This is a genomic window from Brevundimonas sp. (genome assembly GCF_047617075.1).
In the GTDB taxonomy this organism is placed as follows: Bacteria; Pseudomonadota; Alphaproteobacteria; order Caulobacterales; family Caulobacteraceae; genus Brevundimonas.
This window is the reverse complement of sequence record NZ_JBLGCI010000003.1, coordinates 132353-144779: the sequence shown is the minus strand read 5'-3', so window position 1 is coordinate 144779 and position 12427 is coordinate 132353. Positions and strand designations below refer to the sequence as shown.

General features: G+C 68.4%; 9 protein-coding genes. 6 read left to right on the top strand and 3 right to left on the bottom strand.

From position 1 onward, the window contains the following. Positions 1-43: 43 nt before the first annotated feature. From ACI8U3_RS04245 to ACI8U3_RS04230, 4 genes are read left to right on the top strand one after another with little or no spacing between them, the layout of a single operon-like run. A complete protein-coding gene (locus ACI8U3_RS04245) occupies positions 44-811 on the top strand; it encodes a class I SAM-dependent methyltransferase (protein ID WP_415013621.1) in 768 nt (255 codons plus the stop codon). Between the two features lie 9 nt (positions 812-820). Then, positions 821-1336, top strand: a complete 516-nt coding sequence (locus ACI8U3_RS04240; RefSeq protein WP_415013620.1) for a SixA phosphatase family protein — start codon at positions 821-823, stop codon at positions 1334-1336. Continuing rightward, the gene (locus ACI8U3_RS04235) at positions 1333-1674 is read left to right on the top strand and encodes a DUF952 domain-containing protein (RefSeq protein WP_415013619.1); all 342 of its coding nucleotides are present in this window, start codon (positions 1333-1335) and stop codon (positions 1672-1674) included. Before ACI8U3_RS04240 ends, ACI8U3_RS04235 begins: the two co-directional genes overlap by 4 nt. Then, positions 1671-2702: a quinone-dependent dihydroorotate dehydrogenase gene (locus tag ACI8U3_RS04230; RefSeq protein ID WP_415013618.1), complete on the top strand. Its 1032-nt coding sequence runs from the start codon at positions 1671-1673 to the stop codon at positions 2700-2702. Before ACI8U3_RS04235 ends, ACI8U3_RS04230 begins: the two co-directional genes overlap by 4 nt. A gap of 4 nt (positions 2703-2706) precedes the next feature. Here ACI8U3_RS04230 and ACI8U3_RS04225 read toward each other — a convergent pair whose 3' ends face one another. Both ACI8U3_RS04225 and ACI8U3_RS04220 read right to left on the bottom strand, forming a co-directional pair. Continuing rightward, positions 2707-3564, bottom strand: a complete 858-nt coding sequence (locus tag ACI8U3_RS04225) for a lipid A-modifier LpxR family protein (RefSeq protein ID WP_415013617.1) — start codon at positions 3562-3564, stop codon at positions 2707-2709. Positions 3565-3740: 176 nt separating this feature from the next. Then, a complete protein-coding gene (locus ACI8U3_RS04220; RefSeq protein WP_415013616.1) occupies positions 3741-5642 on the bottom strand; it encodes a ribonucleoside-diphosphate reductase subunit alpha in 1902 nt (633 codons plus the stop codon). Positions 5643-5978: 336 nt separating this feature from the next. On the opposite strand from ACI8U3_RS04220, the gene ACI8U3_RS04215 reads away from it, so the two are divergent. After that, complete coding sequence (locus ACI8U3_RS04215) at positions 5979-6746, top strand: phosphatase PAP2 family protein (RefSeq protein WP_415013615.1); 768 nt, start codon at positions 5979-5981, stop codon at positions 6744-6746. Between the two features lie 116 nt (positions 6747-6862). Next, positions 6863-9733 (top strand): M16 family metallopeptidase, encoded by a 2871-nt coding sequence (locus ACI8U3_RS04210; RefSeq protein ID WP_415013614.1) that lies wholly within the window; start codon positions 6863-6865, stop codon positions 9731-9733. A gap of 138 nt (positions 9734-9871) precedes the next feature. On the opposite strand, the gene ACI8U3_RS04205 is transcribed toward ACI8U3_RS04210, so the two are convergent. After that, the gene (locus ACI8U3_RS04205; RefSeq protein ID WP_415013613.1) at positions 9872-12427 is read right to left on the bottom strand and encodes a TonB-dependent receptor; all 2556 of its coding nucleotides are present in this window, start codon (positions 12425-12427) and stop codon (positions 9872-9874) included.

Below are 12427 nucleotides of genomic sequence, written 5' to 3'. Positions count from 1 at the left end.
CGGAGTCTAGCAGCCACAAGGCTGCGGAGCCTATAGTGCCGCCATGCGCCGCAGCGTCGATGATCTGAGAGCCTTCTATGGCCGGCCGACCGGCGCCCTGGCGCGGCGGCTGGTGGCGCGTCGGCTGGAGGACGCCTGGGGCGAGGCGTCCAGTTGCGACGTGCTGGGCCTGGGGTATTGCACTCCGTGGCTGGGCGCGTTCGTGGGCGCGCGGCGCGTGGTGGCGGCCATGCCGGGCGGGCAGGGCGCCGAACGCTGGCCTTCCGTGGGACGCAACCGCACCTTGCTGACCGATGACCAGCGCCTGCCATTCGCGGCGGGGTCTTTCGACCGGGTGCTGCTGATCCACGCGCTGGAGGAGGCGGACAACGCCCCGGCCGTGCTGGCGGAGGCGGTCCGGGTGATGTCGCCGGCCGGACGAATCATCCTGGCAGTGGCGTCGCGCGGCGGGCTGTGGGCGCGGTCGGAGGCCACGCCCTTCGGTCACGGACGGCCCTTCAGCCGGGGCCAGGTGGAACAGCTTCTGGGCGATGTGCAGCTGGAGCCGCTGGCCTGGTCCCAGACCCTGTACGTGCCGCCCTGGAAGCTGCTGCTGGGCGCGGCGGAAGGGTTCGAGCAGGTGGGGCGGACGCTGTTTCCGGCCGCCTGCGGCCTGATCCTGGTGGAGGCGGCGCGGCGGACCTATGCGCCGCGAAAGGTCAGCGGCGGCGCGGCGGTTCCGGTGGAGGCGGCCCTGGCCAAAGGCGTGCTGGCGCCCCGTCCGGCCACCCGCGGCGCGCGGGTATTGGACGGGGGCGGCGAACCCGCCTAAATCGCCGTCATGCGCCAACTCATTCTCATGCGCCATGCCCAGGCCCAGGGCTCGTCGCCGACCGGCGGCGACCGCGAACGCGCGCTCAGCCCGGCGGGTCGGGCCGAGGCGATCTCCATCGGACAGGCTCTGCGCGCCCGAGGCGTCACGCCCGATCTGGCCGTCGTCTCGGCGGCGCGGCGGACGCGGGAGACCTGGGCCGGGGTGGCCGAAGGGCTGGGGATCGACGCCGGGCCCGAATGGCTCGAGATCGAGGCTGCCCTCTACAACGCCACCGCCATGACCCTGCGCCGTCACGTGGAGGGGGCGGAGGACCGCTGCGATACCCTCGTCCTGATCGCGCACAATCCGGGGGTCCATCAGCTGGCCTTCGAACTGCTGAGCGAAGGCGGGGCGTCGGAGCAGATTCTGGACCGGGTGCGCATCGGCTTCGCGCCTGCCACCGCTGCGGTGTTCCAGGTGGATGCGGCCGGTCGCTGCAGCTATGACGGCATCCTGACGCCGGATGGGACGGGACGTCCGTGACCCCGGCGTACAAGATCCTGACGGCGAGCGAATGGGCCGCCGTGCCGCCCGGCGGCGCCTGGGGCGGGTCGGACGTCGACCGGGCCGACGGGTTCATTCACCTGTCCACTGAGGAGCAGCTGCACGAGACGGCGGGCAAACACTATGCGGGACAGGACGGGCTGATGATCCTGACGCTGGACGCGGACCATCCACCGCTGAAGGCCCTGATCCGCTGGGAGCCGTCGCGCGGCGGCGCCCTGTTCCCGCACATCTATGGCGAGCTGCGCGCCGAATGGGTGCTGGCGGCGCGCCCGGCGTCGGTGGACGCGGACGGAACCCTGAGGATCGGCGCATGAGCGGACTGGACGATTTCGGCGCGGCGGTCCTTCGGCGGCTGGACCCCGAGACGGCGCACCAGCTGGCGCTGGCCGCGCTGAAGGCCGGGCTGGGCGGGCGCGTGGAGGCTCGCGACGCTGTGCTGGCCACGCGGGTTGCGGGGCTGGACCTGCCCAATCCGGTGGGGTTGGCGGCCGGTTTCGACAAGAACGGCGAGGCCCTGAACGGGCTGGCCCGGACGGGTTTCGGCTTTGTGGAGTGCGGCTCGGTGACGCCGCTGGCCCAGCCGGGCAATCCGAAGCCGCGCCTGTTCCGGCTGAGCGAGGACCGGGCGGTGATCAATCGCATGGGCTTCAACAACGCCGGTCTGGACGCCTTCGCCCGCAATCTGGAGCGGCGGCCGCGCGAGGCGGTGATCGGGGCCAATCTGGGCGCCAACAAGGATACCGAGGACAAGGCGGCGGACTATGTGGCGGGGCTGGTTCGCCTGCGCGGTCTGGCGGACTATTTCACCGTCAATGTGTCGTCGCCCAACACGCCGGGCCTGCGTAATCTTCAGGGGCGTGCGGCGCTGGATGATCTGCTGGGCCGGCTGGCGGAGGCGCGGGGGCCTGAGCCGCTGTTCCTGAAGATCGCGCCGGACCTGACCGAGGCCGAGGTGGCCATGATCGTGGACGCCTGTCTGGCCCACGGGGTGGACGGGCTGATCGTCTCCAACACCACGCTGGATCGTCCGAACAGCCTGCGCTCGATTCATGCCGGGGAGCGCGGCGGCCTGTCGGGCGCGCCCTTGAAGGACAAGGCCCTGACGGCGCTGCGCTGGGCGCACGGCGCTTCGCAGGGGCGGCTGGCGCTGATCGGGGTCGGGGGGATCTTGTCGGGCGCGGACGCCTACGCCCGCATCCGGGCGGGGGCCTCTGCGGTGCAGATCTATTCGGCGCTGATCTACGAAGGGCCCGGTCTGGTCATGCGCATCCGCCGCGATCTGGCCGACCGACTGCGCGCCGATGGGTTCGGCTCGGTGGCGGAGGCTGTGGGCGCGCGCTGAGGGCCTACCAGTCCGGCCGGATAGACAACTGGAAGGCGACCACGCCCTCGCTGCGTTCCCGCTCGAAGTCTCGACCGGCCAGTTCACGCACCTTGTGTTCGCGATAGACGTAGCCGAACGACGTCTGCAGGTCGCCGCGTCGCCAGGCCACGCCCACCTGGGCGTCGCCGATGAAGGCCCCGGCGTCGTGGCTCATGCCCGAGCGCACAAAGTCTCCGTCGCGGTTGCGGGCGAAATTATAGCCCACCGCCCGGCTGGATCCCGCAGCGAAGACGTACCAGCGCGCCTGATCCTCGTCGAAGGCGCTGGAGCCCTCGGGCACCAGGCGATCCAGGCCCGATCCGATGCGGATGGTGGCGCCCGCCTCCGCTGAGCCGCCCCCGTCGCTCACGCCGAAGCCGGCGTGGGGAATGACTTCCACCTGCAGGCCGGTTTCCGGATCGTAGCTGCGGGTGGGCCAGCCCCGTGTGTAGCTGAGGCGATAGCCGTCGCCCTCGAACGCGGCAGGGTCGCCGGGAACGGGGGGCAGGGGCGCGCCGTCTGCGCGGAGCCAGTCGCCGGACCGGCTGAGCCGCAAGCGATCCACCGCGCCCGAGTTCGTGTCGCGCCAGGCCTCGACAACGCGCCCGCCCCGGTTGGGCGAGAAGGCGCGATCATCCATCTGGAAATCCCCGCCGAACCCCGCGTCCGGAGCGACGTCGAACTCGGCGCCGCCGGCGCCCTCGAAGGTGGTGATTGTGCTGCGCCAGGCGTTGGGGACCGGGTGGGCCGTCTGGCCGAGAGTCTGCGCCGACGCGGGGACGCCGACCAGCGTCGTCGCCGCGACCGTCACCGCACAGAACAGTCCGCCTCCCACTTTCATCAACGGCCTCCCTACCGCCAACGATGGATGCAGACTGACGGCCATGGCCGCCCCTGTCATCCCAATTCGCCCGCTTGCGTATCCTGACCGGACAACGTGCGGTGCGGCGCCTGCGTTCCCGGACCCGGCGCCAAGGGAGGATGGACCGGGTTCACGACAGGGTGATTACGGCCCGCCTACTGGCAGGCCAGGCACTCGTCGTAGTCGGTGCGGGCGGCGGCGAACAGGTCGGGCTGGTTCGGATCCACCTCGACCTCGGCCTTGTCGGCGGAGCCGGCGAAGGACGCGCGCTGAACCGACTTGGAGCGCAGGTAGTACAGGGACTTCATGCCCTGTTCCCAGGCCCGCCAGTGCAGCATGTGCAGGTCCCATTTATCCACGTCGCCGGGGATGAACAGGTTCACCGACTGGGCCTGGCAGATTTCCGGCGTGCGGTCGGCGGCCAGCTCCACCACCCAGCGCTGATCCAGCTCGAAGGCGGTCTTGAAGATGGCCTTCTCGTCCTCGGTCAGCTCGTCCAGGTGCTGGACCGAACCTTCCTGCTCAAGGATCGAGTTCCAGATCCCGTCGGTGTTCAGGCCCTTGGCTTCCAGAACTTCCTCCAGATAGGGGTTCTTGACCGCGAAGGAGCCCGACAGGGTCTTGTGGGTGTAGATGTTTGCCGGGATCGGCTCGATGCCCGCCGAGGTGCCGCCGCAGATGATGGAGATGGAGGCGGTGGGGGCGATGGCCAGCTTGTGGCTGAACCGCTCCATGACGCCGCGCTCGGCCGCGTCCTCGCAGGGGCCCTTCTCCTCGGCCAGCAGACGGCTGGCCTTGTCGGCCTCGCGGCGCAGGTGCTTGAACAGGCGCATGTTCCACGACTTGGCCATGGCGGACTCGAACGCCACGCCCTGGGCCTGCAGGAACGAGTGGAAGCCCATCAGGCCCAGACCCACCGAACGCTCGCGCTTGGCCGAATAGACCGCCGCCTTCATTTCCGGCGGGGCGCGGCGGATGAAGTCCTCCAGCACATTGTCCAGGAACCGCATCAGGTCCTCGATGAACAGCGGCTCCTCGCGCCATTCCATGAAGGTCTCGGCGTTGACCGAGGACAGGCAGCACACCGCGGTGCGGTCGATGCCCAGGTGGTCGGCGCCGGTGTGCAGCATGATCTCGCTGCACAGGTTCGACTGCTTCACCTTCAGCCCCAGCTCCTGCTGGTGCTTCGGCATGGCCTTGTTCACGGTGTCGGAGAAGATCAGGTAGGGCTCGCCGGTCTGCAGGCGGATCTCCAGGATCTTCTGCCACAGGTTGCGGGCGTCCACCGTCTTCATCACTTCGCCGTTCTTGGGCGACAGCAGGTCGAATGTCTTGCCGTCGCGCACCGCCTCCATGAAGGCGTCGGTGATGTTGATGCCGTGGTGCAGGTTCAGGGACTTGCGGTTGAAGTCGCCCGAAGGTTTGCGGATCTCGAGGAACTCCTCGATCTCCGGGTGGTGCACGTCCAGATAGACCGCCGCCGAGCCGCGACGCAGGCTGCCCTGGCTGATGGCCAGCGTCAGGGAGTCCATCACGCGGATGAAGGGGATGATGCCCGAGGTCTGGCCCTGGCCCTTGACCTTCTCGCCGATGGAGCGGACGCCGCCCCAGTAGGTGCCGATGCCGCCGCCGTTGGAGGCCAGCGCCACGTTCTCGTTCCAGACCGACTGGATGCCGTCCAGGCTGTCGCCCACCGCGTTCAGGAAGCAGCTGATGGGCAGGCCCCGGTCGGCGCCGCCGTTGGACAGCACCGGGGTCGCCGGCATGAACCACAGCTTGGACATGTAGTCATAGACGCGCTGGGCGTGCTCGGCGTTGTCGGCATAGGCCGTCGCGACGCGGGCGAACATGTCCTGATAGGACTCGCCCGGCAGCAGGTAGCGATCCTCCAGCGTCTTCTTGCCGAAATCGGTCAGAAGCGCATCGCGCGAGCGGTCGAGCTGGATGCCCTGAACCACGCTCAGCGCGGGACGCTCGGCGGCCAGATTGACCACCTCAGCCGCCTTCGCCTTGGGTTCGAAATCCGCCTTCAACGCTTCACCACCAGCCATCGTCATCTTAGCCCTGAACTAAATCGGTTATGGAACCTTGCTCCGCGTCCAGACACTAAATCTGGTGTTCGAAGCACCCCGCTCGCCTAGATGTATGGGCGCACATCCCTAACGCCCCGTAAAGCACTTGACCGGGGCTTTGTCGGTCGAATCGGTGGAGCGGTTCGCGCAGCCTGTGGAAATTCCCCGGAAACGGGATGTGACAGTTCGAAAAAAGTGATCGGCGAAACATTTCACGAAGCCGTGAGCCGGGCGCTCAAGCAGCGAGCGTCCCGGGCGCGAGCGTTAGCGCCACAAAAAGCCAAGGAACGGCGCCGCCAGCTTGGCCGTTCGAGCATCATCATGCGCGCCTTATCCTCCATCAACCGCACCGAACTGACTCGCCACGCCGGACGTCTGCTGACGCTGGCGCGCAGCGAGGTCGCCCTTCTGAGCGCCCTGCTTGTGGGGGCGGCGGGGGTGCTGACCTTCATCGAGATCGCCGACGACGTGACCGAGGCGGACGGTCGGGCCTTCGACGCCATGATTCTGGACGTGCTGCGCCCCCACGCGGACCCCGGCCACGCCTGGGGTCCATGGTGGCTGGAGGAGGCCATGGCGGACCTCACCTCGCTCGGCGGCATCTCGGTGCTGGGCCTGTTCGCGGTGGCCGTGGTGGGCTTTCTGGTGATCCAGAGAAAGCGGCTGTCCGCCCTGATGCTGGTCATCGGCCTGGCGGGAGGGGTGGCCCTCAGCGAGGGCTTCAAGGGGATATTCGAGCGCGAACGCCCGCCGGCGGAATATCAGGCGGTGGACACCCTCAACGCCAGCTTCCCGTCGGGCCACGCCCTGCTGTCGACAGTGTTCTATCTGACTGTGGGAGTGATGCTGGCCCGCGTCCTGCCCAGCCGGCGTCTGAAGGCCTGGGTCATGGCCATGGCGGTGATCGTGGCCATGCTGGTGGGCCTCAGCCGCGTCTATCTGGGCGCCCACTGGGCCACGGACGTGTTCGCCGGGTGGAGTCTGGGCGCCGCCTGGGCCATGGCCCTGTGGCTGATCGCCCATCTGATCGAACGCTTCCAGCGCCGTCACCACTCGCCGCTTCGGGACGAGCCCGCGCCGGCGGATTAGGGCGGGCGAACGATCATCGGCGGTTTCGGGCTGCAAAGGCCGATATTACAGGTCGGTAAGGTGCGGCCGTTCGCATGTGGCCCTAAGGTGACCGCCGGTCTGCAAGGGAAGCCCACATGTTCAAACGCCGCCTGATCGTCACCGCCGCCGCCACGGCGCTTCTGATGGGGGCGGCGCTGCCCGCCGTCGCCTTCGAGGGGGCGGCCGCTTCCGCCAATGCCGCTGTGGCCCAGACGCCGGGCGGCGTCGAGGTGCCGCCGCTGGGGTTTGAGCGCCGGGTGCTGGACAACGGCATGGAGGTCTATACGGCCCAGGACCGCAACACCTCCAATGTGGCGGTTCAGGTCTGGTACCGGGTCGGATCCAAGGACGACCCGCAGGGGCGGTCGGGCTTCGCGCACCTGTTCGAGCACCTGCTGTTCAAGGCAACCCGCAACATGCCGGAAGAGACCCTGGACCGGCTGACCGAGGACGTGGGCGGCTACAACAACGCCTTCACCGCCGACGACGTGACCGCCTATCACGAGGTGGTGCCGGCCAATCACCTTGAGCGCATCCTGTTCGCCGAGGCCGAGCGTCTGGGCTCGCTGGTGGTGGACGAGGACACGTTCATCTCCGAGCGCGACGTGGTCAAGAACGAGTACCGCCAGCGCATCCTGGCCTCGCCCTACGGTCGGCTGTTCGGCCTGTTCATGCCGCAGATGATCTATCAGGAGCATCCGTATCGCCGTCCCGGCATCGGCTCCATCGAGGATCTGGACGCCGCGACGCTGGATGACGTGCTGCGCTTCCACGAAACCTACTACCGGCCCGACAACGCCATCCTGATCGTGGCGGGCAATTTCGATCAGGCCCAGCTGGACGGCTGGATCGACCTGTATTTCGCTCCGCTCGAGCGCCCCGACCGGCCCATGCCCGCCAATGATGTGGCCGAGCCCGACATCACCGCACCTCGTGAGGCGACCTTCTACGCCCCCAACGTGCCGCTGCCGGCGGTGGTGCTGTCGTGGCCGACGGTTCCGTATGACCATCCGGACCGGGCGGCCCTGACGGTGCTGGACGGCATCCTGTCCACCGGCGAGTCCTCGCGGATGTACCGTTCGCTGGTCTATGATCAGCAGATCGCCGCCCAGGCGTCGTCCATGCCCGACTTCGCCCAGCAGGCGGGCTATCTGGCCGCCTATTCCCTGATGGCCGGCGACGCCACGCCGGAACAGGGCATCGCCGCCATTCAGGCCGAGGTGGCCCGGTTCCGCGACGAACCGGTCACGGACGCTGAACTGACCGAAGCCAAGAACGAGCTGGTGGCCGGCGCCCTGCGCGAGCGGGAAACCACCGACCAGCGGGCTTCGGCCCTGGGCTGGGCCCTAATCATGACCGGCGACCCGGCCACGGCCGACAACGAGATCGCCGCCATCCAGGCCGTCACCGCCGCCGACGTCCAGCGCGTGGCGCGACGCTATCTGACGCCGGAGCGCACCATCACCGTGCGCTATCTGAACGCCGACGACGCCAACCCGGCCAGCGAACAGGTGCTGAACGTGACGGCCCCGGTGACCCTGAATGATCTGGCCCCGGCAGGCGAGCGGGTCACCCTGGCGCCCGAAGCCGAGCGCGTGCCCATTCCGGAGCCGGGCGCGCCGCTGGAGCCCGCCACCCCGCAGATCAGCGAGCGCACCCTGGCCAACGGCGTGCGCGTGCTGGTGGCGCCGACGACCGGCCTGCCGCTGATCTCGGCCCGTCTCAGCTTCGACGCCGGGACCGCCGACGATCCGCAAGGCCGCGCCGGCGTGGCCGCCCTGACCGCCTCCATGATCAATCAGGGCACGTCGCGTCTGTCGGCGCCGGAGATCGCCACCCAGATCGAACAGCTGGGCGCCTCCATCGGCGCAGGCGCGGGTGTGGATTTCACCAATGTCTACGCCAACGCCCCGGCCGACGTGTTCGGCCAGACCCTGACCCTGATGGCCGAACTTGTGCGGGACCCCGCCTTCGCCGCCGAGGAACTGGATCGCCAGCAGAGCCAGACGCTTGACGGCCTGCGGGTCGCCTTGAGCGAGCCGGGCTCCATCGCCTCCCAGGCGGTCGGCCGGGTGATCTACGGCGCCGCCCCCTATGGCGCGCCGGGCTCGGGCACCCTGACCACGGTGCCGGCCATCACACGCGACGATCTGGCCGCCTTCCATACGGCCAACTGGCGCCCCTCCACCGCGACCCTGGTGTTCTCTGGCGATATCACGCCCGACGCCGCCTGGGCCTTGGCGGAGCAGGCGTTCGGCGACTGGGCCGAGCCCGCGACCCCGGCGTCGACCGTCGATGAGTCCGCCGGCGCCCCGCTCGCCCCGCGCGTGGTGGTGATCGATCAGCCCGGCGCCGGTCAGGCGGCGGTGGTGGCCGCGCGCCGAAGCGTGGAGCGGGACGACGCCGACTATTACCCGCTGCTGGTGGGCACGAACCTGCTGGGCGGCGGCTACTCCTCGCGCCTCAACCAGGAAATCCGCATCAAGCGGGGGCTGTCCTACGGCGCCGGCGCCTCTCTGGGCGCACGGGCGGATCAGGGTATTTTCACCGCCTCGACCCAGACGCCGAATGAAAATGCAGTCGAGGTCGCCGGACTGATCATGGCCGAACTGGCCCGGCTGTCGGCCGAGCCGGCGTCCGAGGCCGAACTGGGGCCGCGTCAGGCCACGCTGGTGGGCGGCTTCGGCCGGTCGCTGGAGACGGTGGACGGACTGGGCAGCTGGGTCGCCAACCTGGCCCTCTACGACCTGCCCATGAGCGATCTGGCGGCCTATGCGGGCCGGGTGAATGCGGTCACGCCCGAAGAAGTTCAGGCGGCGGCAGGCCGGGCCCTGGGGGTGGACGGAACCAGCCTGGTCATCGTCGGCGACGCCTCGCTGTTTATTGACGATCTGCGCGCCGTCTATCCGGACGTGGAGGTCCTGCCGCTGGATCAGCTGAACCTCGACAGCGCCACGCTGCGCTGAGCCGGCAAGCATCCTGAAAAGGCGAAGGGGGGCGGCGTCAGCCGTCCCCCTTTTTCATGTCCCGGCCTGGAGCCAAAAGAAAACCGGCCGGGAGATCGCTCTCCCGGCCGGTCAGGTCCCCGTTTAACGGGGGTAGGATCAGTAGCGGACCCGCAGCGTCACGCCCCACGTCCTGGGCGCGCCCAGGAAGGCGTTGTAGGTCTGGGTGTCGGTGGCCGGATCGTAGGGAATGCTGTTGAAAGCGGTCCCCTGCAGCGGCGCGTTGAACACCACCTGATAGTACTCCTCGTCGGTCAGGTTCTGGCCCCACAGCTCCAGCATCCAGCGCTCGTCTTCGGAGCCGATGCCGATGCGGCCGTTCACCATGGTCATGGCCTCCTGCATCTTGGCGGGCAGCAGGTCCGAACCGGTGTTGAACTCCGACGTGTACTTGGCCGACAGGTTGAAGCGGCCCATCAGACCGGCGCCCAGCGAGCGCTCATAGGTCATGCCGCCCGTGACCGACCATTCCGGCGCGAACGACATCTGATTGCCCGGCAGCAGGCTGAGGGGGCCGAACCGGGCGGGGTTCACCAGATCCGCAGCGGTGAAGTCGCCGTAGGTGGTTTCGGCGTAGGTCAGGCCGCCGTTCAGGGTCAGGCCGTCAACCGGCGTGAACCACAGCATGTCCATGTCCACCCCGGTGGAGTTCACCTCGGGGATCGACTCCACCACGAAGGCGGTGCCCAGGAAGGTGTTGAGCTGGAAGTCCTCGAAGGTCTGGTCGAACAGGGTCGCGTTGAACAGCAGCGACCGGTTGAACAGGGTGGACTTGAAGCCCAGTTCCCAGCTGTCCACGGTTTCGGCCGGGAAGAACAGCGAGGCGTCGGGCGTCACGCCGGTCTGCACGCGATCCAGGTTGTAGCCCGCGCCCTTGTAGCCGCGCGCGTACGAGCCGTAGAACATGACGCTGTCGTTCAGACGATAAGCCGCCTTGAAGGTGCCGCTGAACGCGTCCTCGCTGAAGCTCTCGGTGACCGACCGGTTGTCATAGAAGGGGTTGGACCAGGGCAGGCACAGGGCGCCCAGCGCGGACGTGGGCGTCGGCGAGGCGGAGCCCTGGTTCGCCAGAGCGCCCAGGCAGGCCGACCCGTTGCCGTTGATGTTGTCCTGCTGGACCAGCAGATCCTTCTCGTCGTTGGTCCAGCGCAGACCCAGGGTCAGCTCGAACGCGTCCGTCACCCGCCAGGTGTTGTTGGTGAAGATGGCGAAAGTTTCCGACGACTGGGAATAGTGGTCGTCCACGCCCTGGCCGACGATATGGGTCGGCGCGAACGCGTTCGGCGGCGCCAGACCCGCCGCGCAGAGCGGGTTGAAGCCCGTCGGATCGGTGAAGCACTGGATCCGGCCGGGGTTCGGTCCGCCCAGGGCGGCCGGAACCGTCGCGGTGAAGAGGAGCGACTGATAGGCGTTGTAATCGCTGCCCAGGAAATAGCTGTCGTCGCGCGACAGATCTTCGTTGGCGTAGAAGCCGCCGATCAGCCAGTCGAAGTTGGCCGTGGCGCCCGCCAGACGCAGTTCCTGGCTGATGGTGTCGATGCCGAAGCCGAAGTTGCCGTCCTGGTTGCGGTACAGCAGGTCGGCGCCGGTGAAGTCGATGTCCATGCCGTTGTCGGATTCCCACGACCGATAAGCGGTCACGGAGGTCACGGTGGCGTTCCAGGCCTCGATGTCGGCGTTGACCTCGGCCGAGAAGCCGTAGTCCTCGATGTTCTGGCCGGTGTCGCGGTTGGAATAGGCCGTGCGCGAGAAGGGCACGAAGTCATAGCCTGGCGCCGGGCCGAAGCCGCTGCCGGTGACCGGAGCCGCCTGGCCCTGACCGTTGGCCAGGGCGTTGATGAAGCCGAAGGTCGGGCCGACACGGATCTGCGACGACACGCAGCAGAATTCCTCGCGGCGCGAATAGTCGGCGATCAGTCGGATCGAGGCCAGATCGCTCGGCAGGATCAGCAGCTGGCCCCGCGCGGTCCAGAAGTCCTGCGTCTGGTCTTCGGTCAGGGTGCGCGGACCGTCGCCGGTGTCCACGTCATAGAAACCGTCGCGCTGACGCGACGCCACGTACAGACGCCCGGCGATGTTCTCGCTGAGCGGTCCCGTGACCGAGCCCGCGACGCCCCAGGCGCCGTAGTCGCCCCCGGTCAGTTCGCCCTCGAAGCCGGGCTGGAAGGACGGGGCCTCGGTGATGATGTTGATGACGCCGGCCGAGGTGTTCTTGCCGAACAGGGTGCCCTGCGGTCCCTTCAGCACCTCGATGCGGGACATTTCGCCCAGGTCGCCGAAGCCGACGCCGTTGCGGGGGCGATAGACGCCGTCGATGACCACGCCCACCGAGCTTTCCAGGCCGGGGTTGTCGCCCACGGTGCCCACGCCGCGGATACGGGCGGTGGTGATGGTCTCGGACGTGGTCGAGGTCACGGTCAGACCCGGCGTCAGGATCTGCATGTCCTTGATGTCGCGGACGCCCGCGTCCTCAAGAACCTGTTCCGACAGCGACGTGACCACGATCGGCACGTCCTGCAGGCTCTGTTCCCGCTTCTGGGCGGTGACGACGATCTCGTCGACCGAGGTCACTTCCTGTGCGGCGACGCCGCCGGCGGCGACAGCCGTCAGGGCGATGGCCGACGCTGACGTGGTGAGAATTTTAGTGAAGCGCAT